The following is a 24,393-nucleotide window of genomic DNA, read 5'->3' as shown; positions in this document are numbered from 1 at the left end:
TTTTTCAATTTATTCAAATATCAAAGCGCTAATTGCCGTAAAACGTGCGGCGGTAAATTCATTTTTTTGATTTCGAGGAAGAAGTGTTGAAAAGGCGTCTGTTGGTAACTGTATCTGGAATGATTGTTTGGGCATCGCTGGCACAGGCTGACGACAGCATGCCATTCCCTCTGACGCCTCCGCCGATTGATGCGGCTTCATGGGTGTTAATGGACGCCACAACGGGCCAAATCCTCACGGCGGGTAATCCCGATGAAGAGCGTAATCCGGCGAGCCTTACCAAACTGATGACCGGTTACGTGGTCGATCGCGCGGTCGATCAGAAAAAAATCACCCGTGATGATGTGGTCACCGTGGGTAAAGATGCCTGGGCAGCAGGCAATCCGGTGTTCAAAGGCTCATCACTGATGTTCCTGAAGCCGGGCGATAAAGTCACCGTTCGCGATTTGATGCGCGGCGTGATCATCGACTCCGGCAACGACGCTTGCGTGGCGTTGGCAGATTACGTCGCGGGGAGTCAGGACAGCTTCGTCAATATGATGAACAACTATGTCCAGAAGCTCGGTCTGACCCACACCCATTTTGAAACCGTGCATGGTCTGGATGCGCCAGGTCAGCACACCACCGCGCGTGATTTGGCGGTGCTGTCACGTGCGATCATCAACGGCGAGCAAGATTTCTACGCCATGTACGCAGAGAAAACCCTGAGCTGGAACGGCATTACCCAGAACAACCGTAACGTTTTGTTATGGGATCAAAACCTTCACGTAGATGGCATGAAAACAGGCCATACTGAAACGGCAGGTTTTAACATCATCGCGTCAAACATTGTTGGCCGTCATCGTCTAATTGCGGTGATCATGGGCGGCAAGAGCTCAAAAGGGCGCGAAGAGCAGGCGCGTAAACTGCTGGTGTGGGGTCAGAACAACTTTGACACCGTGCAGCTGTTCCATGCCGGTAAGAAAATTGGCACCGAGAATGTCTGGTACGGCAACCCACATAAAGTGGATGTCGGCACCATCGAGGATATCTACCTGTCGCTGCCGCGCACTGAAGTCTCCAACGTGATGGCGAAATACGTGATCGAACGTAAAGACCTGGAAGCGCCACTGAAAGCGGGCGAGCAGGTGGGTGAAATTCAGGTGATGGACAAAGATAAACAGCTGGCAAGCTATCCGCTGTACGCGTTACAAGCGGTGGATAAAGCCGGCATCATTACGCGCATCAGTGACTACGTGAAACAGAAACTGTAATCCGCAGCGGGTTTCAGAGCCGCTCCTGTCGCCGAAATGGGTCAGGAGTGGCACACTCTGGCTTTCTGCTGCTGACCGGAGGCAAAAGTATGAAAGCATCAATTGTCGAGCGTAAGCCACAAAGCTGGCTGGGCTACCACCTGCAAGGACCCTGGCAGGAGACGGTGCCACACGGATTCAACCAGTTAAAAAGCTGGGTGGAGCAGCATGGTATGGCCGGTGAATGGCTGGCTATTTATTACGGCAATCCTGAAGTGTTACCCCCTGAGGAGCTGCGCGTCGAAACGGTCATCACGGCCCCTACCGATGCGGTCCCCTCGTATGGCGACGATATTGAGCAGGGGCTGTTACCCGGCGGCCAGTATTTTCATGCCCGCATGGAGGTGCTGAACAACGATTTCTTCACCGCCTGGCACAGTTTGTTTGATCACCTAAAAGCGCAGGGCGGCTGGCAAGTCGATAACCGTCCCTGCTTCGAACACTACCTTTCTGATGGGTCCGACAGCGGCGACTGGCTGGTGGATATGTACATACCCGTGCGTGCAGCCGACTAATATCTCCGGCGCGTTACATCTATGTTTAGATTAAGAAAATCAGATGTAACGCACTTGTTGATTCGTAAAAAAAGAGCGGAAAAAGTGCTGCGCAGCACTCAATGTTCGTGTCGCGCCAGGGTAACATAGCGCGCAAATTTTTATCGCTCCCGGACCATCATGTTACGTGCTGACAAGCCTATATCGTCGATTGAATTCTGGTTCTATCGCCACTACCGTGCCGTGCATGGTGTGCGCATCGCTATTGCCTTTGTGCTCTGTTTTCTGTTTGTTCGACTGACGGATATTCCTGAAGGCACCTGGCCGCTGATTACACTGGTGGTGGTGATGGGGCCGATCTCGACCTGGGGGAATGTCTTCCCACGCGTCATTCAGCGTATTAGCGGCACCTTTGCCGGTCTGGCATCGGGCCTGATTGCGCTCAAGCTCGAACTGTTCTCGCTACCGATGATGCTGTCATGGTGCTTCGTGGTGATGATCATCTGCGGCTACCTGACGCTGGGGAAACACCCCTATATGGCGCTGCTGATTGGTATCACACTGGGCGTGGTGGTCGGCGCACCAGCCGGTGACTTCACCGTGGCACTGTGGCGCGGTGGGGATGTGATTCTGGGTTCGGTGATGGCGTTGCTGTTCAGCGCGATTCTGGCGCAGCGTGCTTTTACCCACTGGCGCATTCAGCTGTCTGATTCGTTTCTGGCGATGGCCAAGCTGCATCACACCGGTTTCTCCGCCAACCTGCTGGAGAAACCGCGTTTAAACAAGCCGTTTCAGAAGCAGTTGACCAGCGTGATCAAGATGCGCTCGCTGCTGGAGCCGGCGAGTAAAGAGACGCGCATTCCAAAATCGGTGTTTGAAGCTATTCAGACCATTAACCGTAATATGGTTAACACCATGCAGATGCAAATTGATGCGTGGTGGTCATCGCGTGAGAGTCACTTACTGCTGCTCAATGCCCCGGCACTGCGTCGTAGTCAGAAAATGACGGAAGACACGCTCAACGCGCTGGCAACGCTGATGGTCAAAGGGGAGACGGAGCAGGTGATCGCCAATAGCCATCAGCTGGAAGAGATCACCCAAGAGCTGGAGCAGTTGATTGCCAACCGCAGCGGGCGGCTGGAGACCACGGCCATCTACGGCTATGTGTGGCTGAGTCTGGAACAGGCGCGTCAGTTGGAGCGGATGACAGACCTGGTTCGACTGGCATTGCGCAAATAGTTTTCTCAGGCAATGACTTAATGTGAATCACCCTTTCTTTGCGCTAAGATAAGTGCCAGTCCGAAATTAGCTGTGAAAATTGCGAACCAGGCTAGCAAGCCGCTAAGCTGTAGCTCATGACTATTCCGCCTGCCGCGGCAGGCTCAAAGAAAGGTGCCAACATGGAAAATGCCAAGCAATCATTTCAGGACGTACTGGAGTTTGTGCGTATGTTTCGTCGTAAAAACAAACTGCAGCGCGAAATCGTGGATAACGAGAAGAAAGTCCGTGATAACCAGAAACGTGTGTTGCTGCTGGACAACCTGAGCGAGTACATCAAACCCGGCATGAGCGTAGAAGCGATTCAGGAAATCATTGCATCTATGCGCGTGGACTATGAAGACCGCGTTGATGAATACATCATCAAAAACGCGGACTTGTCTAAAGAGCGCCGCGAGCTGTCGAAGAAACTGAAAGCGATGGGCGAGCCAAAACCGCAATAAATTTTCAGGGTCGCCTTTTACGGCGACCTTTTTAATTTCCGCGCCAACACCTGCAACTGCTCGGCAATCTCAATCACATCCACACCCGTCTGCATCGGCGACGCTGTCGTCTCACGCAATATCAGTTCGGTTTCCAGCGCTATCGTCTGTTGAGCTTCACCGTCCAGTTCTGCCAGTAAACGATCGACACTCACTTCACCTAATTGCTGCAAATCCTGACGTACCGTGGTGAGCGGTGGCTGATACCAGGCGCTCTCGGCGGTATCGTCGTAGCCAATGATCGATATTTCGGCTGGAATGTTAACCCCATGCTGATGCAGGGCGCGCATCGCCCCCAGCGCCATTTGATCGTTGGCAACCAGCAGCGCCTGCGGTAAGCGATCCGGCAATAGCTGCAACAGTGCCTGATAGCCTGACGCCGCACTCCAGTCGCCGTAAAGTACACAGCTTGCTTCCAGCTGATGTGACGCCAGCGCCTGCTGCCAGGCATGGAAACGCGCGCGAGCGGACGCTGAGCGGGTAGGGCCGTTCAGCACGCCAATCTGCTGATGGCCGAGTGCCACAAGATGTTCCACTGCCTGCTGCGCCCCTAAATCACTTTGATACTGGCACTGCGCGACATCAGCAAGCTGTTCGACATCCAGAAACAGCGTGGGTTTGCTGCCGCACTGCTGCTGCACCTGAGCAGCCTGTGAGGCATCCAGCGGCAGGTTAATCAACAGGGCATCCACACGCTGGGCCAGCAGTTCATTCACCGTATCCTGTGCACTTCCCGTCGCGTTCGCCATGGCAATCACCAGATGATAACCGCGCGCGGCGGCACGTTGCTGGATCGCCGAGGCAATCTGCGCGGGTGCCATCAGGGCCAGATCGCTGGTGGCCAATCCAATGGTGCGGGTGGCTTTGCCCGCCAGCTGTTGCGCCACGCGGTTCGGCACATAGTTGAGCTGCTGCATCGCCGCCTCAACCTTGGCACGCGTGCGCGGCGAGACCTGCACGGAATGGTTAAGCACACGGGAAACGGTCTGATAAGAAACCCCCGCCAGTTGAGCGACATCATCGAGGGTAACGGAACGCGCAGTCATAAACTCTCCTGAATCTGATAGCGGCGAGTGTAGCAAATTTTTCTCTGCTGTCGCGGAGTTAAGCCGCTACACTGCCAAGGTTAACGCGAGGAGAATGCGATGCAGCTCAATGACCAACAGATTCAGGACATCAATACGCTGGCGGCCTGGCTGGCGCTCGACCACATGCCCGTGGACGGTACGCTGGAGGTCGATCTGGCGATTCTTGCTGGCCATGCGGTCCTGCCCAATGTCGAGGGCGTGATTGCGCTGGCGAAAAAGTATCAATTACCGCTGCTGATCAGCGGAGGTATCGGTCACTCCACCACGCTGCTGGCGCAGATGATCGCCAGTCATCCGCTTTACCGACAGATCGCTACCCAAGGCAAAAGTGAAGCCGAACTGCTGGGTGAGATGGCGCAGATTTTTGCTGCACTGCCAGACGATCAACTGCTACTGGAAACCGCCTCACGTAACTGCGGAGAGAATGCCGCCTTCAGCCAAAAATTGCTGGATGAGCAAGACTGGCAGCCGCAGCACGTGTTGCTGGTGCAGGACCCGCTGATGCAGCGCCGAACCTGGGAAACGTTCCGCTACCAGTGGCGCGATCGCGCGGATGCGCCGGAATTCATTAGCTGGCCGGTGTTTATCCCACAGGTGATGATGGATGCAGGCATGCTGCGCATCATCGGTGCACCGCCGCAGGGGCTGTGGTCAATGGAGCGTTTTCTCTCATTGCTGATGGGGGAAATTCAACGTCTGCGCGATGATGAAAACGGCTACGGTCCACGCGGCAAAGGCTTCCTGGGCCACGTGGATATCCCTGAAGAGGTGGAAGCAGGTTGGCAGCGGTTGATGCAGTTGCCGGGTGTGCAAACGCGCCTCTAAGCACCAGGTCACCATAAATGGTGACCCTACGAATCTTGTAGGGTGCACCTTTATGCGCACCTGGCCAAAAACCGCATAGATGATGATGACGCATTTATCCGCACCTGGCTCAACACACCTACGCGCGGTTCTGCAAATACACCTGCAAGTTCACATACACCGCATTCAGCAGAGGCGTCACCACGCCACTGCGTGCGCCACGCACCAACAGATCGCCAATCACCTGATCCGCTTCAATCTCATAACCTTGCGTCAGATCGCGATACATGGATGAGGTCATCGCCACCTGTGGGTTATTCAGCGTCTCATAAATCTTCGCCGTCACCGCTGGGCGCGCCTGATAGCCGTCCGCGCTGATCACCGACAGCACTTCGGCGAAGATACCTTGTAACAGCGCTTCACCGCCCTGAGATCGCAGCACCTGTTGGGTATTGCCGCGCGCAATGCAGCACACTGCACCCAGCGTGCTCAGCAGCAGCCACTTCTCCCAGAGCTCGCTGATGATGTTATCGGCAAACACGGTATCAAATTGTGCCACTTTCAGCGTCTCATCCAGGCGTTGCAGGCGCGCATCATTCTGCCCATCGAGTGCGCCATAGTAGAGAATATGCAGTGGCGTCATCTGCACCACCTCGCCCTGATCGCCCAGCGTGGCGTTGATCTTGCACAGCCCGCCAATCACCTTGTCGCCAAATCGCGCACGCAGCGTATCGATATGGCGCATGCCATTGAGAATCGGCATGATTAGCGTCTCTGGCCCGACAGACGAGGCGATATCTTCGATCGCCTGCTCCAGACCAAAGCTTTTCACCGTCAGGATAATCAGGTCGAACTGACCCTCAAGTTTACCGGTTTGCGCCAGCTGTGGCTGAAGCACTTCCGTGCCACCTGGCGTTTTCAGCACCAGGCCCGTTTGCTGCAGTTGCTGAAAACGGCGCTCGCGCACCAGAAAAGTCACATCACGTCCTGCTTGCGCCAGACGTGCACCGAAATACCCGCCGGTGGCTCCGGCGCCGACAACCAGAATGCGCATGGTTAGATTTCCCGTTGAGAGTGAAACCCTTACCATAAATCGCAGCGGCGAGGGTTTCCAGCCATCAAATGTTTAATTTTGCACAGATTGCGGCAGCAGCGCGTTGGGAATGTCTTGATAACAGACCGGGCGCAGGAAGCGTTGAATCGCCGTGGCACCGACAGAGGTGGTACGGCTATCACTGGTTGCGGGGAACGGGCCGCCATGTACCATGGCATAACCCACGTCCACGCCGGTTGGGAAACCATTAGCGAGAATGCGTCCAGCGCGTTGCTCCAGCAGCGGCAGCAAGCTGGCAGCCAGCCTCTGATCTTGCTGTTCCAAATGTAGCGTAATAGTGAGTTGCCCCTGCAGTGCCTGCAGCGCTGTGACCATTTCCTCCTGATCGGCACAGCGCACCAGCAACGATACCGGGCCAAATACCTCATTTTGCATGCGAGGTTCCTGGATAAAATCGCGTGCACTGGCGGTAAACAAATGCGGTTGTCCCTGATTCGGGCCCTGTTTTTCTTGCCCGGTCGCCAGCCGCTCAACCCCCGCTAATGCACTCAGCGCAGCAGTATGCTGTCTGCAGGCATCAGCGATGGCGGGTGTTAACATCGTCGCGCTGGGTTTTAATCGCAAGGCGTTGCTGGCGTGCTGCACAAAGCGGTCAAAGTCATCGCCTTCACAGGCCAGCACCACGCCAGGATTGGTGCAGAACTGGCCGCAGCCCAGCGTCAGCGAATCGATAAACCCCTGCGCGAGTTTTTCTGCACGTTGTTGTAATGCGCCAGGCAGCAATAACATCGGGTTGATGCTGCTCGTTTCGGCATAGAGCGGAACAGGGCGTGGACGCTGTTGTGCCTGCTGCAATAGCGCCAGGCCACCCTGGCGTGAACCGGTAAAGCCTACGGCACAGATTGCGGGATGCTGCACCAGCGCGCTGCCACTTTGCACTGAAGTGCCGTGCAGCAGTGAAAATACGCCTGCTGGCAATTCAGATTGCAGTACGGCCTGGCTGATGGCTCGTGCCACTAATTCACTGGTTCCGGGATGCGCCGGATGGGCCTTCACCACCACCGGGCAGCCAGCGGCCAGTGCAGACGCGGTATCGCCACCGGCCACCGAAAACGCCAGCGGGAAATTACTGGCCCCGAACACGGCCACCGGCCCCAGGGCAACCTGGCGTTGACGAAGATCAGGGCGAGGCAAGGGCTGGCGATCCGGCAGCGCGGGTTCGATAATGGCCCCTTGAAATGCACCTTGCTCTACCACATCGGCAAACAGATTAAGCTGGCCAATGGTGCGCCCGCGTTCGCCTTCAATGCGGGCGCGCGGTAAGGCTGTTTCCTGCATCGCGCGTTCTATCAGTTCATCACCCAGTGCCGCGATATTTTCGCCAATCTGGCGCAAGAAACGGGCACGCACGGCGAGGTCGCGCTGGCTGTAAGGGATAAAAGCTGCCGCAGCCAATCGGCAGGCCGTGTCGATTTGTTCCTCATCGGCTTCATAGAAGTCCGGCACCAACTCCTGATTTAGTGTGGGATCGAAAGACTTAAAAGCGTGGGCGCCGCCGCGCTGGCGTTGTGTACCAATAAAGAGTTCTCCACTGAGCATCATGCATCCTCCTCTATTAAAGATTCCACCAGGCAGCGAGTTGCACTATTCGGGCTGTGCAGGAAGATCGCCACGGCGGGTTGTGATTGAAGTTGAGGCCGCCGGGCGAGAGGGTGTCCATCCCAGCTCCAGCGATATCTTGTTAGCCATTTCCATTACCAAGCCTGAAAGACCTTCCAGACGTGCCAGCGGCAGACGCTCAGCTGCACCGGATACGCTGATCGCCGCGAAAACCTGGCCGTTAGCTGCGCGCACCGGTGCGCCGATGCAGTGCACATTCAGTTCGTTCTCTTGCAAGTCCAGCGCGTAGCCGCGTTCGCGAATGCGCGCCAGTTCTGCTTCCAGCGCCTCGCCATCGGTGATGGTGTAAGCCGTGCGCTGTGGCAACGAATCGGCGATGATTTTGCGAATCAACCGGGGTGACTGCCAGGCCAGGAACGCCTTGCCCACGCTGGTGCAGTGCACCAATGCCGCTTCAATGCGGGTAATGGTGGTATTGCCGGTGCTGGTCATCTCCTGGCGTTCAACAAACGCCATCTGCGCACCATCGAAAATGCACATATGCGTGCTTTCGCCGGTAATCAACTGCAGTTGCGCGGCGTAAGGACGTGCATGGCTATCAAGATCCAGGTTTTGAATCACCAAATTTCCCAACTGAAACAGTTTCATGCCCAGCTTGTAAGTCTCGCGTTTGCCGTTCTGTTCCAGCAAGCCAATATCACGCAATGACGAAACCAACCGGTGCGTTGTCGCGCGCGGTAATCCGGTGCGCGTGGCAATTTCCGCCGGGGTTAAATTGGCGTCACGCTGTGAAAAACACTCCAGAATTTGCAGGACCTTGGTCAGGCTTTTAATCGATGCCTGATTCAGCTTCTCCGCCTCGGTTCCGCTATTTGTACTCATACCCACCTCTAGATCAGCAACAGTAAATCGTGCTTCGTGCACTCGCTCAGTTCACAGTATTCCGATATTCCGGCTCTTATACTGAGACACTTGCGCCAGAATAGCGCCTTTTAGTGAGCCTGCCATCCTCAAGTTGATTGTAACTTGGCTTAAATCTCATAATGTGGGATATGATTGTTAATATGTTCGCATTAATCCTCATTGTAAAGTGGGTGTTTATTAGCCTTCCCAATCATCTTAATCATGATTGATAACCCTCTGTTTAAAATTAATTGATATATTTCAGTTTGTTGGAGTTGATAGGTGGAAGGGTGCCAGTTAATGAATTGTATGAAATTTGATCTTAATATGTGATCTTAATTCCACAATGAGAGATTTGATGTTGATCAATATGCCATTGTCTCACATTAATTGATTACCGCGAGTCGTTCTCGCTTTAATCAGCGTCTTGAGAGACAGGAGCAGAAAATGAGTCAGCAGATTGCAAGCCAGGCTAAAGAACTGAAAGCTAAACTGCGTGGCGTTTTGCCGCCAATTACTATGCCTTTCAACGCCGAGGGTGAGTTGGTGCGTGGTGGCCTGAAACAGCAGATCGACTTCATCATTAACTCGGGGGCCAGTGCGATAGTGGTGGGCGGCAGCACAGGCGAAGGCCACACGCTCTCTGATGAAGAGTTTCGCCAGGCCATGACCGAAGCCTATGAAGCCAACAATGGCCGCGTACCTTTCGTCGCCGGGTTGATTGTTAACAGCACCCGCCAGGCGATTGCACGCGTGAAAATGCTGGAAGGGATGAAGCTGGATGCGCTGCAGGTCACGCCAGTACATTACCTGTTCAAGCCCGATGATGACGCCACCGCGCGTCATTTCCGCGAAATTTACGAAGCGACGCAAACGCCAATTCTGATTTACAACGTCATCCCCTGGAATTACCTGAGTCTCGATCTGATGAATCGCATCATGGATGAAGTCCCTGGCGTAGTAGGGATGAAACAGAGTGGGGGAGATCTCAAGTCCGTTTCTGATCTGCTGCTGCGCTGTCCAGAGAAGATTATCGTCAGTGGCGTGGATGCGCTGCTGTATCCCGGCTTTGCCATCGGTTGCCAGGGTGCCATCTCCGCATTGACCAGCGCGGTGCCCTCGGTGGTTGCCCGAATGTTTAAAGCGGTGGAAGAGAATGACCACGCCACGGCGCGCGACATCCATTTCCGTCTGAGCGATTTGTGGAGCCAGTTACCGCATGACAATCTTCCTGCCTGCGTGAAATACATTCAAAGCTTGCAAGGGGTACCGTTGTATCAGCCACGTCCACCGATGCAGCCGGTCAGCGAGGCTCTCAAATCCAATATTAAAGCGGCGTTCGACCGTCTGATGCGCTGATTTGCACCCCCGCACAGCGGGACATTATAAAAAAATCACGCCACGACCCGCCGAAAACGGGCGTGGCGGAGGTGCAGAAAGATGAAATTTGACCACAACCCTACACTCGAACGTGATGCGGCCTCGGCACCACGGGAAATGCCACGTGAGGTGGTGCGACCAAAACACCATCTGCGCTGGGCAATCATCGGCATCATTATTCTGTTAACCATTACCAACTATCTCGATCGCGGCAACCTGTCGGTCGCGGCGCCGCAAATCATGCAGGATCTCGGTATCAGCCACGCAATGATGGGGGTCATTCTCTCTGCGTTTGTCTGGCCCTACGCGATTATGAACCTGCCTACCGGCTGGGCAGTGGACCGCTTTGGTGTCAAAGTCCTGTTGGCACTGGCAGCGGGATTATGGTCGCTGGTGGCGATCCTCACCGGCTTTGCCCGTAATGTCGGCACCTTTATTGGACTGCGTGTTGCGCTTGGTGTCAGTGAAGCGCCGCTGTTTCCCGGTGCGTTAAAAGCCACAGACACCTGGTTCCCGGACCGGGAAAAAGCCGCCGCAACCAGTGCTTATATTGCGGCAACGCAGGTGGGGTTAGCGCTGGCTCCGCCGATTTCAACCCTGTTAATGGCGGCCTTTGGTTGGCCGGCGATGTTTATCATTATGGGCTTGATCGGTTTCGTGGCCCTCATCGGCTGGCTGGTGCTGTATCGCGAGCCGGAAAAACACCCGTGGTTGCACAAAGATGAGTTGAGCTATATCCGGGAAGGACAGGCCACGGCGCAGCAGGCGGCAGACGCGCCACGTGTCACTGTGCGCGAGTGGGGCGGGCTTTTCAGGCATGCTTCGGTCTGGTACATGGTGATTGGCGGTTTCTGTCTGCAGTACGTTTTCTGGTTTTACATCGGTTGGTTGCCTACCTATCTGCAGCAGGCGCAGGGCTTTACCCTGAGCCGCGCGGGCTGGCTCTCCGCGTTACCTTATATTGCCGGTGGCGTGGCGGTTTTGATCGGCGGGAGGTTCTCCGATCGTCTGGTGCGCAAAGGGTTCGATCCTTTTAACGCCCGTCGCTATACCATTGCCGGTGCGGCATTGCTGACGGCGGGCGCGATGTTTATCACCGCGTTGGTGGATGGGGCGGCGCTGGCGGTGATCATGCTGACCTTAGGTATGTTCACTTATAGCCTGTCGTCAGGTAACTACTGGACGCTGGCGGCAGAAGTGGTTACCACCAAAAAATGGGTGGCTTCCGTAGGCAGTATTCAAAATTTTGGCGGCTTTCTTGGCGGGGCGTTTGCGCCCGTGGTCACCGGGATTGTTGTGGATCATTTTGGCGGATTCGTGCCGGCCTTGATGCTGGCGGGATTTATGGCGCTGATATCGGCGGGCATGTATGGCCTGGCGTTGCGTCACCGTCTACCGGTCTGACTTTTCAGGAGTGACACCATGGATGCAACATCGCAACTCGCAACGGCGGAAGAGACCCGCGCGCGCCCGGAACTGACTCAACGTCAGCTCAGGCTGACGCTGATCTCCTCACTGATTGGCACCGCGCTGGAGTGGTACGATTTTTATCTGTACGGCACGGCGGCGGCATTAATCTTTAATCACTTATTCTTTCCCTCACTGTCACCATTAAGCGGCACGCTGGCGGCTTTTGCCAGCTATGGCGTCGGCTTTCTGGTGCGTCCGATTGGCGGGCTGTTCTGGGGCTATATCGGTGATAAATACGGTCGCCGTCCGGTATTGATTGGCACCTTGATACTGATGGGCGTCAGCACCACAGCGATTGGCCTGTTGCCGGGTTATGCCAGCATTGGCATTGCCGCGCCGCTGTTGTTGACCTTACTCCGTCTGTTGCAGGGCTTTGGAGCAGGGGCAGAATTCAGTTCGGCGATTACGCTGAATGCCGAGAAAGCGCCTGCACATCGTCGTGGTTTTTACGCCAGTTGGTCGGGAGTGGGCATCGGCTGCGGCGTATTGCTGTCGGCCTCTGCGTTTGCCCTGGCGCAACAGCTGCCGCAGGAGGATTTCGTCAGCTGGGGATGGCGCATTCCCTTCCTGCTCAGCATTGTGGCAGTGTTTGTGGGTGGCGCAATACGCCTGTATGTCACGGAATCCCCGGTATTCCGCAAGCTGGCGGCAGAGCAAAAGCTGGAGCGTGCACCCTTTGTTTCGGTGTGGCAAAACCAGCGCCGTCATTTCTTTGTGGCGCTGGGTGCACGCATGGCGGAAAACACCGCCGGATTTTTCCTGCAGGTGTGGACCATCTCTTATGTCACGCAATCGCTGCACGTCAGCAGTGCCATTCCCGTCGCAGGCGTACTGCTGGGGTCGGGAATTGGCTGTATCACTATCCCGTTGTTCGGTGCACTTTCGGACCGTATCGGCCGCAAACCGGTGTATATCGGGGGAGCATTGCTCTTTGGCTTGGGGATGTTCCCGTACTTTTGGCTGCTGAACAGCGGCAATCCCTGGCTGATCATCGGCGCAATGGTCGTGATGATCTCCCTCGCCAATTACTCGATGTTCTCGGTGCAGGCGGCATGGTTCGCCGAGTTGTTTGATGGCAGAACCCGCGTGACTGCGATTTCGATGTCGCGCGAAATCTCCTCGATCTTTGCCGGTGGCCTGGCCCCGATCATCGCCAGTAGCTTGCTGCTCTGGTCCGGTGGCCACTATGGTGCGGTGGCGTCCTACATGATTGTTTTAAGCATCATCACCGTTGTTTCCGTGTGGCTGGGTCCTGAGACCCGCGGTTGCCGCCTCGACTAAACCTCAATCCTACGTCGGGAGTTCAGCATGCATTCACAACCATTGACCGCCCACGCGGCGGTCAGTCGCCCCGCCACGCGCGGAGAAATGCGTAAAATCGTCACGGCCAGTGTGATGGGTACCATTATTGAGTACTACGACTTCACGCTTTACACCACCGCGACCGCGCTGGTGTTCAACAAAATATTCTTTCCCGGTGAATCACCGCTGGTCGGCAGCCTGGCGGCCTTTGCGACCTATTTTGTTGGCTACTGCGCACGTCCTTTAGGTGGCGTGCTGTTCGGCCATTTTGGCGATCGCATTGGCCGTAAGTTCGCGTTAATGATGACGCTAATCATTATGGGCCTCGGCACCTTTCTGATTGGCCTGATCCCGCCTTACGCACAGATTGGCGTGTGGGCACCGATTGCACTGGTGGTTTTACGCTGTCTGCAAGGCATTGGCATTGGCGGTGAATATGGCGGTGGGATGACCATGGTGGTTGAACACGCGCCGCCTGAACGGCGTGGTTTTTACAGTTCACTGGTGCATATCGGCGTACCTGCGGGTTTTCTGTTGCCGATAATTTTCATCACCGTGCTTAATGTGGCGCTGGATGAGGCCGATTTTCTCAGTTGGGGCTGGCGTGTGCCGTTCCTGCTCAGCGTGGTGCTGTTAGGGGTAGGGATGTTTATTCGCAGCCAGATTGAGGAAACGCCGGCTTTCAAACGCATGAAGCGTGACGGAACACAGGCAAAAGTGCCGGTGCTGGAGGCGCTGCGCCATCACACCCGCGATGTGGTGCTGGGCATTGGTGCCAAAATTGCTGAAAGCGGTCTGTTCAACATCTACGCGGTATTCGCCATCAGCTACTGCGTCAACGTGCTGGGCATGAAGAGTCAAATCATCCTGTACGGCATTCTGCTGGCTTGTTTGCTGGAGTGTTTCACCTTGCCGCTGTTTGGCCGTATGGCCGATCGCTACGGTAAAAAACGCGTATATATTGGCGGCATGATGGCGCAGGCCATACTGGCATGGCCTTTTATGCTGATGTTAGCCAGCGGGCACCTTCCCCTGATTTATCTCGCTATCGCACTGGGCTTAGCGCTAGGGCACGGCAGCACCTTTGGCGCTCAGGGGGCCTTCTTCTCGTCGCTGTTTCCGGCGCGGGTTCGCTATAGCGGGTTGTCCTTAGTTCAGCAGATCGGGCCGATTCTCGGCGGCGGACTATCACCGATGATCGCCACGGCGCTGCTGGTCAGCGGCGAGGGCTACGGCTGGGTGATTGGCTATATGGTGTTTATGGCACTGCTCTCGGCGTTCAGTGCCTGGCGGTTGCGGGATGCGAAGATGGAGTGAACAGATTGTGCGAAAAAGGCTCAAACTGTTCGTATTTACTCGTACAATAGGTCTATGCTGTTGCGCAGCGGCGGGCAATGGTGCTCGCCCACTTTTTCAGTCGAACAGACTAAGGACGCATCATGCCCCGACCCCTACCTATCGAACGTTATCGCAACATCGGCATCTCCGCGCATATCGATGCCGGTAAAACCACCACCACTGAGCGCATCCTGTTTTACACCGGAATGAGCCATAAGTTAGGTGAAGTGCACGATGGCGCGGCAACCACCGACTGGATGGCGCAGGAGCAGGAGCGTGGTATTACCATTACCTCGGCAGCGGTGAGCTGCTTCTGGCCGGGTATGGATGGCAGCTTTACGCCGCACCGCATCAATATCATCGACACCCCTGGACACGTGGATTTCACCATCGAAGTGGAGCGATCCATGCGCGTGCTGGACGGTGCCGTGATGGTGTATGACGCTGTCGGTGGCGTGCAGCCACAGTCGGAAACCGTATGGCGTCAGGCCAACAAGTACCACGTGCCGCGCATTGCCTTCGTCAACAAGATGGACCGCCAGGGAGCGGACTTCTTCCGCGTGGTGCAGATGATGAAAGATCGCCTGCATGCCAATCCGGTGCCGATTGTGATTCCGATTGGTGCAGAAGATCACTTCAGCGGTGTGGTGGATCTCAACAAGATGCGCGCTATCTACTGGGATGATGCCAGCCAGGGCATGACCTTCAGCTACGCACCGATTCCAGAGGAGCTGCAGGCGCTGGCGGCCGAATGGCGTGAAAACATGGTGGCGGCAGCGGCGGAAGCCAGTGAAGCCTTAATGGACCGTTATCTGGAGCAGGGCGATCTCAGCGAAGAAGAGGTGATTGCGGGGCTGCGTCAGCGCACGCTGGTGGGTGAAATCCAACCAATGCTGTGTGGTAGCGCCTTTAAGAACAAAGGCGTGCAGCGCATGCTGGATGCGGTGATTGAGCTGATGCCTTCACCACTCGATGTGCCACCGGTGGCCGGTGTGAATGACAAAGGTGAACACGACGAGCGTCATGCGGATGATGATGAGCCGTTCTCTGCACTGGCGTTTAAACTGATGAGCGATCCCTACGTGGGCCAGCTCACCTTCGTGCGCGTCTATTCTGGCGTGCTGCGCAAGGGTGACAGCGTGTGGAATGCAGTTAAAGGGCGTAAAGAGCGCATCGGCCGTATTGTGCAGATGCAGGCCAACGATCGCATCGAAATCGAAGAAATTCGTGCCGGTGATATTGCTGCCTGTGTCGGATTAAAAGAGGTCACCACCGGTGAAACCCTGTGTGATCCCAATGCGGTGATCACCCTGGAACGCATGGAGTTCCCGGACCCGGTGATTTCATTGTCGATCGAGCCGAAGACCAAGAGCGATCAGGAAAAGATGGGCCTGGCGTTGCAGCGATTAGCGGCAGAAGATCCATCGTTCCGCCTGCACACCGATGAGGAGTCAGGCCAGACCATCATCTCCGGTATGGGCGAGTTACATCTGGAGATCATTGTTGACCGCATGAAGCGTGAGTTTGGTGTGGAAGCCAACATAGGTCGCCCGCAGGTCACCTATCGCGAAACTATCCGCAAAACGGTGCGCGATGTGGAAGGCAAGTTTGTGCGTCAATCGGGCGGTAAAGGCCAGTATGGTCACGTGGTGTTGACGCTGGAACCGCAGGCTGCCGGTGCCGGTTTTACCTTTGAAGATGCCACCAAAGGCGGGGTGGTGCCGCGCGAGTTTATTCCTTCGGTGGAGAAGGGGATTCGTGAAGCGCTGAACAGTGGCGTGCTGGCGGGTTATCCGGTGGTGGATCTCAAAGCCACTCTGACGTTCGGCTCCTATCATGAGGTGGACTCATCGGAAATGGCCTTCCGTATGGCGGCGATTTTTGGTTTTAAAGCCGCAGCTAAACAGGCCGATCCGGTGATCCTTGAACCGGTGATGCAGGTGGAAGTGGAAACGCCAGAGGAGTATGCCGGTGGCGTGATGGGTGACCTGTCATCGCGTCGCGGTACGCTGCAAGGCATGGATGAGCGCTTTGGTGCGCGTATCATCCGTGCCGAAGTGCCGTTGTCAGAGATGTTTGGCTATGCCACCACGCTGCGATCCATGTCTCAAGGTCGTGCGACCTACAGCATGGAGTTCGCGCATTACGCCGAAGCGCCACGCAATGTGGCCGAGGGGATTATTGCCGCGCGTGCGGTGTGATTTTTTGGGCGGCAGGGATGCCGCCACAAATTATCATTTCAGATATCGATTCGTAGGGTGCGCATTCATGCGCACAGGGTTTTAGGTCGCCATAAATGGCGACCCTACGAGCGTTGAAGCGAAATTTATTTCGTTTGTTTCCTTTAAACCATTTCATCACATCGATAGCCAATATTGTCGTTTTACATTTATTTATCCGAATTTTAATAATTCAGCGGGAAATATAAATCAAGCCGGTATGCGGCTATTTAAAATAACACCTGCAATCACCAAGGATAATATGAAAGCGAACGCAATGACTCTGGCTCTGGGTTTCACCTGCCTGCTGGGCAATGCCTTTGCCGCTGATAAAGCGGTTAGCGGCGGTAGTCTTACGGTCGGTGTAGAAACTGAACCCACCACCTTCAACCCGCAACTTAACGGGCAAGACAAAGCCGAAATCACGCTGCGAAACTTCTGGGAATCGCTGCTGGCCCGCCGTCCAGACGGCAGTTTTGTGCCGTGGCTGGCGGAGAGCTATCAAGCCAGCGAAGATGGCAAAACCTTGCGCTTCAACCTGCGCCACGATGTGACGTTCTCCAACGGCGAAAAGCTGGATGCCAACGCCGTGGCCGAAAACTTTCGCCAAACTCAGGTGGCGCAGTACTGCGCCGGTACCAGCCTGTGCCTGATGGGATCGCACATCGACAAGATTGAAACGCCCGACGATCACACGGTAGTGATTACACTGAAATCGGTCTATTCACCGTTCCTCTCTTTCGCGGCGGGGCTGCAAATCCTTTCCCCCTCCAGTTGGAAATCATCGCAGCTAAAATCGGGTGGCACGGAGATTGCCGGTACCGGGCCGTTTATCCTGCAAAGTTACGAGAAGGGCCAGCAGGTCACCTTTGTGAAGAACCCGAATTACCACTGGGCACCGGCCACCGCGAAACATCAGGGACCGGCGTATCTCGATCGTGTTACCTATCGCTTCCTGCCGGAATCGTCAGTGCGCACAGGGGCGTTGCTCTCCGGTCAGGTGGATGCGATTGAAGGCATTTCCGGTAACGATGCGGGTGAATTCAAGGACAACCCTGATTTTACCTACCAGCACGCGCTCAATACCGGTACCCCGTACTCGCTATTCCTCAACGTCGAATACGGCCCCACACAGGATGTTAAAGTGCGCCAGGCCTTGTTGCAGGGGCTGGAAATCGATCCGCTGCTGAAATCGGTGTATCGCGGCGAGCGTACCCGCGCCTGGGGCATCACGTCACCGATTGACCCGCTGTATAACAATGAGCTGGAAGGGAAGTACGGCAACAACCCTGCTGCCGCTAACAAACTGCTGGATGATGCGGGTTGGCAGACTCGGGACAGCGAGGGCTATCGCACCAAAAATGGTGAGCGCTTGCGCATTGAGTTGATTCAGGCGCAGGCCACCGTACGCGACCAGCGAGATGTGTTGTTGCAGGCGATTCAGGCACAGGCGCGTCAACGACTGGGGATCGATCTCAAACTCAACTATGTGGATTCCGGTACCTATGTGGACGTACGCAAAAGCGGCAAGTTTGGCACCATCGCTAACTCCAACACACCGACCGACGGCGTGGATATTGAAAACCACTACCGGCCAATAGCGCAGGGTGGGGCGATTAACTACAGCCGTGTCAACGATGCCAGTATCAATGGGTTGCTGGATCAAGCCGCCGCGACGCTGGATTTGAAGCAGCGCCGCCAGTATTACAGTGAGCTGCAACAACGTGCCTTACCTCAGTTGGCGTTGGCGGTTCCACTGTATGAACCGGAAGATCAGCTTGCCACCGCCAGTTACGTGCACGGTTATGGTTTCCGCAGTTATAAGCAGATGCCAGAAAGCGTTTACGATGTGTGGTTGAGTAAACATTAATATCGCCAGGTGCGCATAAATGCGCACCCTAGGAAAATCATACGAACATATTTTAGGGTCGTCATTGATGACGACCTTTATTTAATGTTCGCTTATGCGATTCCCATAATTAACAAATCCATTGCCACTATTCTCGTTTTACTTTATTTCGGCGGATTTCAATAATTCTCTGCAGATAAATTCAGGAAACCCGCAGATGAGCCAATCTATTCAAATTGCCAAACCCGACGATGCCGACGAAATTTTTGCCCTGTTGCAACGCGCTTACGCATCGCTGGTGGCGTTGGATGTGCATTTCACCATCTCTCAAGGCAACGTCGAGCAGGTTCGTCGCGTCATTGAACAGGAGACGGTACTGGTGCTGCGCAAATGGAAACGTGCCGTGGCGACGGTGACCGTGCGTTTCCCCTGGCAGCAAGAAACCGATGCGCCCTCGTCGCTGCCGTTTATTCACTGGTTTGCCGTCGATCCGGACTACAAAGGTCAGGGCTATGGCCGCGAGATCATCAGCTATGCCGAAGAGACGCTGCTGAAAGAGACGCTCAAAGCGCCTGGCGTGTATCTGGCCACGGCGACTAAACATCCCTGGCTCAGTGAGCTTTACCTGCGTCGCGGCTATCAGCCGTTTTATCACCGCACCAATGCGTTGGGCGAAGCGCTGGTATTCCTGAAAAAGGAATTCAACCCGCAGCCCGTCGCCAACATCGCCTGATTCACATCATCAATAACAACAGGGACATTATGAAAGCGAATTCAATCACGCTGGCGCTGGGGCTGGCGTGCCTGCTGAGTACGTTAAACACCTTCGCCGCAGAGCAACCGCGCAGTGGCGGCTCACTGATCTATGGCGTAGAAACCGAACCGGCACCGTTAAACCCGCAGTTAAATGGGCAATCTAAAGCCGAAGTCACCCTGCGTAATGTCTGGGAATCACTACTGGCACGACGCACTGATGGAAGTTTTGTGCCGTGGCTGGCCACGGGCTATGAAGTGAGCCCGGATGGCAAAATTTATCGTTTCACGCTGCGTCGTGACGTCACTTTCTCCAACGGCGAGAAGCTGGATGCCAACGCGGTAGCGGAGAACTTTCGCCATGTACAGGACCCAAAATATTGCGCAGGAACCAGTATCTGTGCCCTGAGTGCCCGCATTGCCAGCGTCGAGACGCCCGACAATAGCACGGTGGTGATTACCCTGAAGCAGGGTTACGCGCCTTTCCTCTCTTTTGCCGCGAAGTTGCAGATTCTGGCACCCGCCAGCTGGCACTCACCCCAGCTCAAGGCGGGCGGTAAAGAGATCGCGGGAACCGGACCTTTCATCATCGAGAGTTACGAAAAGGGTCAGCAGCTGACACTGGTGCGCAATCCGCATTACCACTGGGCACCGGTCACTGCACATCATCAGGGCCCAGCGTATCTGGATCGCGTGACCTATCGCTTCCTGCCGGAGTCCTCAGTGCGTACCGGTGCATTGCTGTCTGGGCAGTTGGACGTGATTGAAGGCATCTCCGGCAACGATGCCAGTGCCTTTAAAGACAGCCCAGATTTTACCTATCAACATGCCTTGAACACCGGTACGCCCTATTCGCTGTTTCTGAATGTGGAATATGGCCCCACGCAAGATGTGAAAGTGCGCCAGGCGCTGCTGCAGGGACTGGATATCGATCCGTTACTGAAATCGGTGTATCGCGGCGAGCGTACCCGCGCATGGGGGATCACCTCACCGGTTGACCCGCTTTACAACAACGATCTGGAAGGTCAGTACGGCAACAACCCCACGGCGGCGAATAAGCTGCTGGACGAGGCTGGATGGCAAACGCGTGATAGCGAAGGTTTTCGCACCAAAGACGGCCAGCGCCTGAGCATTGAAGTGATACAAGCCCAGGCCACGGTGCGCGATCAGCGTGATGTGTTGTTGCAGGCGATTCAAGCCCAGGCGCGGCAACGGCTCGGTGTAGAGATCAAGCTGCGCTATGTCGATTCCGGCACCTATGCTGAGGTGCGCAACAGCGGTCATTTTGGTTCGATCGCCAACTCCAATACAGAGACCGACGGCATCGATATTGAAAACCACTACCGCCCGGTTAATGCCGGTGGCGCGATTAACTACAGCCGGGTCAACAGTCCTGAAATCAACGGCTGGTTAGATCAGGCCGCCGCCACGCTGGATATCAATCAACGTCGCAAATTCTACAGCCAGCTTCAGCACTACGCGCTAGCACAGCAGGCGTTGGCGATCCCGTTGTATGAGCCTGAAGACCAGATTGCCGCCGCCCGCTATGTGCACGGCGCGGGTTTCCGCAGCTACAAACAGATGCCGGAGAACGCATACGACATCTGGCTAAGTGACCATTAATCAGGAGGCGAAGATGAGTCTGGAAAGCATCGTCACCCGCACACCGCGACCGCGTAAGCCCGCGCTCTGGCGCAGTGAACTCTCGCGACGTATTCTCGGTCGCCTGCTCGGCGGCGTATTGGTGCTATGGGCTGCCGTGTCACTGGCGTTTCTCGGTGTGCATCTGGCACCCGGGGATATTGTCAGTTTGCTGATTGGTGAACAGTTGCGGACCCCGGCAATTGAAGCTGCGATCCGTGCCGAGTGGGGGCTGAATGAACCGCTGTGGTGGCAATATTTGCACTACCTGTGGCGCGTGCTGCATGGCGACTTTGGGCGCTCCTACATGCTTAACACCGAGGTGAGCCATTTGTTGTCCACCCAACTGTGGCCCACCATCAAGTTAACCCTGGCGGCACTGGTGGTGAGCATTCTGTTTGCGGTCGCGATGGCAGTGGCAACGGCACATCGCCGCATCGGTCGCCGTGTCGCCAACAGTGTTGAGCTGCTGCTGGCCTCCACGCCGTCCTTCTGGATGGGCATTGTGCTGCTGTTTATCTTCAGTTTCACCTTGCGCTGGTTCCCGGTGGCCGGAGATCGCTCACTGTCATCACTGGTGCTTCCGGCGCTGGCATTAGGCATGGCGCAGGGTGCGGTGATGGCGCAGTTGCTGAGGCGCGAACTGGAGCGGGCGCTGGATGCGCCTTTCACTTTGACACTGCGTGCGTGGGGCGTGGGAGAAACCACTATTCGCCTGCGTCATGTGCTGCGCCATGCGGCCTTACCGGCGGTGACATTAACCGGCTGGCTGGTGGGTGGCCTGCTCAGCGGTGCGGTGATCACTGAACAAGTGTTTGGTCGTCCTGGTCTCGGCAAACTCACGGTGGATGCGGTGCTGGCGAAGGATCTACCGGTAGTACTGGCGGTAGCCATCCTGTCAGCACTGATTTATGTGGTGATGAGCACCCTGGTCGATATCTTGTCACTGTGGATCGATCCTCGCCTGCGTGGGGAGAGCAAATCATGATCGCTGCACTGCAACGTCTGCCGACAGCACTGCCTGGCGCCGTGTGGCTGGCGATTCTCTATCTGCTTTTACTGGCGACAGCGGTAATAGCACCGGGCGTACTCACTCATAACGATCCGCTTCTGGCCGATCCGGTTAATGCACAGCTACCGCCATCGGCCACGCACTGGCTCGGTACCGATCAATTGGGGCGTGATCTGCTCACACGTGTGATTTACGGCAGCCGTTATTCCCTGTTAATCAGCGTGGCGGCGATGGCGTTGGCCGTGCTGTTTGGCACCCTGCTGGGGTTGATTGCCGCCTTGGCGCGTGGCGTGGTTGATGAACTGCTGAGCCGTGCGGTGGATGTGATTTCGGCATTCCCCGATCTGCTGCTGGCACTGATGCTGATTGCCTTTACCGGGCCGGGTACCAATAACCTGATTATTGCCCTCGGTGTGGCCTCGGTGCCGCGTTTTGCCCGCGTGGTGCGAGCGCAAACCTACACCGTCATGACCTCTGGTTACGTTGAACAGGCGCGGACGTTTGGTCTTTCAAGATTCACGTTAATCACCCGCCATATTCTGCCGCACGCCATTGCACAGGTTCCGGCCTTAGCCACGCTGGGGTTGGGTACCGCCATCATCGGCACCGCCGGTTTGAGCTTTCTCGGCATGGGGCCGCAACCGCCGACCGCCGAATGGGGCCTGATGCTGGCCGAAGGGCGTAACTATCTGCGCAACGCCTGGTGGATTGCAGTGTGGCCCGGCGTGTTTATCACCTTGACGGTGATTGCCGTGAATACGCTTGGCCGCCACTGGCAGGCCCGTTTTGAAGGAAGAAACGCATGAGCCAGCCGTTTATTGATATCCAGAATCTCAGCATCCGTTTCGGGCCGCAGCAGGTGGTGAAGAATCTCTCTCTGCAAGTGTGGCCGGGTGAATCGGTGGCGTTGGTGGGCGAATCGGGATCGGGAAAAACCCTGACCGCCCGCAGTTTGCTGGGGTTACTGCCCGAAGGTGCGGTGCTCACCGCCGACCGTTTCGACATTGATGGTCGGGATATGCGTGATGCAAGGCGCGGTGACTGGCAGGCACTGCGCGGGCGTCGCATTGGCTATGTGCTGCAGGATGCGCTGGTCTCACTCGATCCATTGCGCCGTATCGGACAGCAGCTAACCGATGCATTAAGCGCTGCCGGACATCGCGAGGGATTGCAGGAAAAAAGTCTGACATTGCTGAAATCCGCCGGTATCCCCGATGCGGAAAGTCGGCTGGCGCGTTATCCGCATCAACTCTCTGGCGGCCAGCGGCAACGTGCACTGATCGCTACTGCGCTGGCCGGCAGCCCTAAACTGTTGATTGCCGATGAGCCTACCACCGCGCTGGATATGACGGTGCAGCGCCAGATCCTGCAACTGCTGGCACAACGCCGCCGTGACGGCCATGGCTTGCTGCTGATCAGTCACGATCTGGCGGTGGTAGCGGAACTGGCGGATCGCGTGCTGGTGATGCGTGATGGCGAAGTGGTGGAGCAGGGACACAGCGGGCCGCTGCTGCAATGTCCGCAACATGCCTGGACGCAACGGCTGCTACGGGCGGTGCCGACACCGGCTACACGCGGGCTGCGTCTGAGTGCCGCTGAACCGACGCCGTTACCGCCGCGCCCAACGCCAGGCCATGCGCCCTTGCTTGAGGGCATCAACCTAAACAAAGCCTACGGTGAACGTCTGGTGTTGAACAACATCAACTTCACTTTGCATGCGGGGGAAACCCTGGGTGTGGTCGGGGAGTCCGGATCGGGCAAAACCTCGCTGGTGAAAGTGGTGATGGGTTTGACGGAACCGGATAGCGGTACGTTGCGGCTGGAGGGGGAACGCTGGGATCGCCTGCCTGACAAAGCGCGACGTGCCCGTCGTGCCCGATTGCAGTTGATTGCGCAAGATCCGTTTAGCTCCTTCGACCCCCGTTATACGGTGGAAAAAATCATCGGTGAAAGCCTCGATAGCGTGGGTATTCATGGCGATGCGCGGCGTCAACGCGTGCGTCAGCTGCTGGATGAAGTACAGCTTGGCGATCGCTTCTTGCGGCGTTATCCGCAGCAACTTTCTGGTGGTCAGCGCCAACGCGTAGCCATTGCTCGCGCGTTTGCCCCCAATCCCGCGCTACTGGTGGCCGATGAGCCGGTGAGTGCCCTGGATGTGTCGGTACAGGCGCAGGTGCTGGATCTGCTGGCCGAGATGCAAGCCGAGCACGGCACGGCGCTGCTGTTTATTTCTCACGATCTGGGCGTGATCCAACATCTGGCGGATCGCGTACTGGTGATGCAAAACGGTCAGATAGTTGAGAGCGGAGACCTGACGCAGGTGTTTGCCGCGCCTCAGCATCCGTGGACGCAAAAACTGTTACAGGCGCTGCCGGTGATACCCAACTGGCAGCCCGCACACGCATAAAAAGGAG

General features: G+C 56.1%; 20 protein-coding genes. 16 read left to right on the top strand and 4 right to left on the bottom strand.

Features of this window, described 5'->3' with window-relative positions; genetic code table 11:
• The first annotated feature begins 86 nt into the window (after positions 1-86).
• From dacD to tmaR, 4 genes are all read left to right on the top strand, one after another.
• Positions 87-1,253: a serine-type D-Ala-D-Ala carboxypeptidase DacD gene (gene dacD, locus QMZ30_RS02935; RefSeq protein ID WP_283226345.1), complete on the top strand. Its 1,167-nt coding sequence runs from the start codon at positions 87-89 to the stop codon at positions 1,251-1,253.
• Positions 1,254-1,342: 89 nt separating this feature from the next.
• The gene (locus QMZ30_RS02930) at positions 1,343-1,807 is read left to right on the top strand and encodes a GyrI-like domain-containing protein (protein WP_283226344.1); all 465 of its coding nucleotides are present in this window, start codon (positions 1,343-1,345) and stop codon (positions 1,805-1,807) included.
• A 159-nt stretch (positions 1,808-1,966) separates the two neighbouring features.
• Positions 1,967-3,025 carry an FUSC family protein gene (locus QMZ30_RS02925; RefSeq protein ID WP_283226343.1) on the top strand — a complete coding sequence of 353 codons (1,059 nt, stop codon included), beginning with the start codon at positions 1,967-1,969 and terminating at the stop codon, positions 3,023-3,025.
• Between the two features lie 161 nt (positions 3,026-3,186).
• On the top strand, positions 3,187-3,507 hold the full coding sequence (tmaR, locus tag QMZ30_RS02920) for a PTS system regulator TmaR (protein WP_034824689.1): 321 nt from the start codon (positions 3,187-3,189) through the stop codon (positions 3,505-3,507).
• 17 nt (positions 3,508-3,524) lie between these two features.
• Here tmaR and QMZ30_RS02915 read toward each other — a convergent pair whose 3' ends face one another.
• On the bottom strand, positions 3,525-4,592 hold the full coding sequence (locus tag QMZ30_RS02915; RefSeq protein ID WP_283226342.1) for a LacI family DNA-binding transcriptional regulator: 1,068 nt from the start codon (positions 4,590-4,592) through the stop codon (positions 3,525-3,527).
• 99 nt (positions 4,593-4,691) lie between these two features.
• Here QMZ30_RS02915 and QMZ30_RS02910 point away from each other — a divergent pair, with 99 nt between their 5' ends.
• Entirely contained in the window at positions 4,692-5,459 is a 768-nt protein-coding gene (locus QMZ30_RS02910; RefSeq protein WP_283226341.1) for a YdcF family protein, read from the top strand.
• Positions 5,460-5,577: 118 nt separating this feature from the next.
• Here the strand turns inward: QMZ30_RS02910 and QMZ30_RS02905 are convergent, their stop codons facing one another.
• From QMZ30_RS02905 to QMZ30_RS02895, 3 genes are all read right to left on the bottom strand, one after another.
• Complete coding sequence (locus QMZ30_RS02905; protein ID WP_283226340.1) at positions 5,578-6,492, bottom strand: ketopantoate reductase family protein; 915 nt, start codon at positions 6,490-6,492, stop codon at positions 5,578-5,580.
• A 72-nt stretch (positions 6,493-6,564) separates the two neighbouring features.
• Positions 6,565-8,094 carry an aldehyde dehydrogenase (NADP(+)) gene (locus QMZ30_RS02900; protein WP_283226339.1) on the bottom strand — a complete coding sequence of 510 codons (1,530 nt, stop codon included), beginning with the start codon at positions 8,092-8,094 and terminating at the stop codon, positions 6,565-6,567.
• A gap of 42 nt (positions 8,095-8,136) precedes the next feature.
• Positions 8,137-8,994 carry an IclR family transcriptional regulator gene (locus QMZ30_RS02895; protein ID WP_283226338.1) on the bottom strand — a complete coding sequence of 286 codons (858 nt, stop codon included), beginning with the start codon at positions 8,992-8,994 and terminating at the stop codon, positions 8,137-8,139.
• A gap of 468 nt (positions 8,995-9,462) precedes the next feature.
• Between QMZ30_RS02895 and QMZ30_RS02890 the strand changes: the two genes are divergently transcribed.
• From QMZ30_RS02890 to QMZ30_RS02840, 11 genes are all read left to right on the top strand, one after another.
• A complete protein-coding gene (locus QMZ30_RS02890; RefSeq protein WP_283226337.1) occupies positions 9,463-10,374 on the top strand; it encodes a dihydrodipicolinate synthase family protein in 912 nt (303 codons plus the stop codon).
• A gap of 81 nt (positions 10,375-10,455) precedes the next feature.
• Positions 10,456-11,799 (top strand): MFS transporter, encoded by a 1,344-nt coding sequence (locus QMZ30_RS02885; protein WP_283226336.1) that lies wholly within the window; start codon positions 10,456-10,458, stop codon positions 11,797-11,799.
• Positions 11,800-11,817: 18 nt separating this feature from the next.
• A complete protein-coding gene (locus QMZ30_RS02880) occupies positions 11,818-13,146 on the top strand; it encodes an MFS transporter (protein WP_283226335.1) in 1,329 nt (442 codons plus the stop codon).
• A 27-nt stretch (positions 13,147-13,173) separates the two neighbouring features.
• Positions 13,174-14,484 carry an MFS transporter gene (locus QMZ30_RS02875; RefSeq protein WP_283226334.1) on the top strand — a complete coding sequence of 437 codons (1,311 nt, stop codon included), beginning with the start codon at positions 13,174-13,176 and terminating at the stop codon, positions 14,482-14,484.
• 122 nt (positions 14,485-14,606) lie between these two features.
• Positions 14,607-16,706 (top strand): elongation factor G, encoded by a 2,100-nt coding sequence (fusA, locus tag QMZ30_RS02870; RefSeq protein ID WP_283226333.1) that lies wholly within the window; start codon positions 14,607-14,609, stop codon positions 16,704-16,706.
• Between the two features lie 280 nt (positions 16,707-16,986).
• Positions 16,987-18,594 carry an ABC transporter substrate-binding protein gene (locus tag QMZ30_RS02865; RefSeq protein WP_283226332.1) on the top strand — a complete coding sequence of 536 codons (1,608 nt, stop codon included), beginning with the start codon at positions 16,987-16,989 and terminating at the stop codon, positions 18,592-18,594.
• 196 nt (positions 18,595-18,790) lie between these two features.
• On the top strand, positions 18,791-19,306 hold the full coding sequence (locus QMZ30_RS02860) for a GNAT family N-acetyltransferase (RefSeq protein ID WP_283226331.1): 516 nt from the start codon (positions 18,791-18,793) through the stop codon (positions 19,304-19,306).
• Between the two features lie 29 nt (positions 19,307-19,335).
• The gene (locus tag QMZ30_RS02855) at positions 19,336-20,949 is read left to right on the top strand and encodes an ABC transporter substrate-binding protein (protein ID WP_283226330.1); all 1,614 of its coding nucleotides are present in this window, start codon (positions 19,336-19,338) and stop codon (positions 20,947-20,949) included.
• Between the two features lie 13 nt (positions 20,950-20,962).
• Positions 20,963-21,955 carry an ABC transporter permease gene (locus tag QMZ30_RS02850; RefSeq protein WP_283226329.1) on the top strand — a complete coding sequence of 331 codons (993 nt, stop codon included), beginning with the start codon at positions 20,963-20,965 and terminating at the stop codon, positions 21,953-21,955.
• Positions 21,952-22,785, top strand: coding sequence for an ABC transporter permease (locus tag QMZ30_RS02845; protein ID WP_283226328.1), 834 nt, complete (start codon positions 21,952-21,954; stop codon positions 22,783-22,785). Before QMZ30_RS02850 ends, QMZ30_RS02845 begins: the two co-directional genes overlap by 4 nt.
• Entirely contained in the window at positions 22,782-24,386 is a 1,605-nt protein-coding gene (locus QMZ30_RS02840) for a dipeptide ABC transporter ATP-binding protein (RefSeq protein WP_283226327.1), read from the top strand. Before QMZ30_RS02845 ends, QMZ30_RS02840 begins: the two co-directional genes overlap by 4 nt.
• The last annotated feature ends 7 nt before the right edge of the window (positions 24,387-24,393 follow it).

The organism is Pantoea sp. EA-12 (assembly GCF_030053355.1).
Lineage (GTDB): Bacteria > Pseudomonadota > Gammaproteobacteria > Enterobacterales > Enterobacteriaceae > Pantoea > Pantoea vagans_C.
Note: the sequence above shows the minus strand (reverse complement) of the source record. Positions and strands in the feature narration are given on the sequence as shown.

Bases quoted from the DNA above. Each gene is read 5' to 3' on its own strand.
- tmaR (WP_034824689.1), top strand. From the start codon at position 3,187: ATGGAAAATGCCAAGCAATCATTTCAGGACGTACTGGAGTTTGTGCGT.
- QMZ30_RS02930 (WP_283226344.1), top strand. From the start codon at position 1,343: ATGAAAGCATCAATTGTCGAGCGTAAGCCACAAAGCTGGCTGGGCTAC.
- QMZ30_RS02925 (WP_283226343.1), top strand. From the start codon at position 1,967: ATGTTACGTGCTGACAAGCCTATATCGTCGATTGAATTCTGGTTCTAT.
- QMZ30_RS02885 (WP_283226336.1), top strand. From the start codon at position 10,456: ATGAAATTTGACCACAACCCTACACTCGAACGTGATGCGGCCTCGGCA.
- QMZ30_RS02875 (WP_283226334.1), top strand. From the start codon at position 13,174: ATGCATTCACAACCATTGACCGCCCACGCGGCGGTCAGTCGCCCCGCC.
- QMZ30_RS02855 (WP_283226330.1), top strand. From the start codon at position 19,336: ATGAAAGCGAATTCAATCACGCTGGCGCTGGGGCTGGCGTGCCTGCTG.
- QMZ30_RS02890 (WP_283226337.1), top strand. From the start codon at position 9,463: ATGAGTCAGCAGATTGCAAGCCAGGCTAAAGAACTGAAAGCTAAACTG.
- QMZ30_RS02915 (WP_283226342.1), bottom strand. From the start codon at position 4,592: ATGACTGCGCGTTCCGTTACCCTCGATGATGTCGCTCAACTGGCGGGG.
- QMZ30_RS02850 (WP_283226329.1), top strand. From the start codon at position 20,963: ATGAGTCTGGAAAGCATCGTCACCCGCACACCGCGACCGCGTAAGCCC.
- QMZ30_RS02900 (WP_283226339.1), bottom strand. From the start codon at position 8,094: ATGATGCTCAGTGGAGAACTCTTTATTGGTACACAACGCCAGCGCGGC.
- QMZ30_RS02905 (WP_283226340.1), bottom strand. From the start codon at position 6,492: ATGCGCATTCTGGTTGTCGGCGCCGGAGCCACCGGCGGGTATTTCGGT.
- QMZ30_RS02845 (WP_283226328.1), top strand. From the start codon at position 21,952: ATGATCGCTGCACTGCAACGTCTGCCGACAGCACTGCCTGGCGCCGTG.
- QMZ30_RS02895 (WP_283226338.1), bottom strand. From the start codon at position 8,994: ATGAGTACAAATAGCGGAACCGAGGCGGAGAAGCTGAATCAGGCATCG.
- fusA (WP_283226333.1), top strand. From the start codon at position 14,607: ATGCCCCGACCCCTACCTATCGAACGTTATCGCAACATCGGCATCTCC.
- QMZ30_RS02860 (WP_283226331.1), top strand. From the start codon at position 18,791: ATGAGCCAATCTATTCAAATTGCCAAACCCGACGATGCCGACGAAATT.
- QMZ30_RS02880 (WP_283226335.1), top strand. From the start codon at position 11,818: ATGGATGCAACATCGCAACTCGCAACGGCGGAAGAGACCCGCGCGCGC.
- QMZ30_RS02840 (WP_283226327.1), top strand. From the start codon at position 22,782: ATGAGCCAGCCGTTTATTGATATCCAGAATCTCAGCATCCGTTTCGGG.
- QMZ30_RS02865 (WP_283226332.1), top strand. From the start codon at position 16,987: ATGAAAGCGAACGCAATGACTCTGGCTCTGGGTTTCACCTGCCTGCTG.
- QMZ30_RS02910 (WP_283226341.1), top strand. From the start codon at position 4,692: ATGCAGCTCAATGACCAACAGATTCAGGACATCAATACGCTGGCGGCC.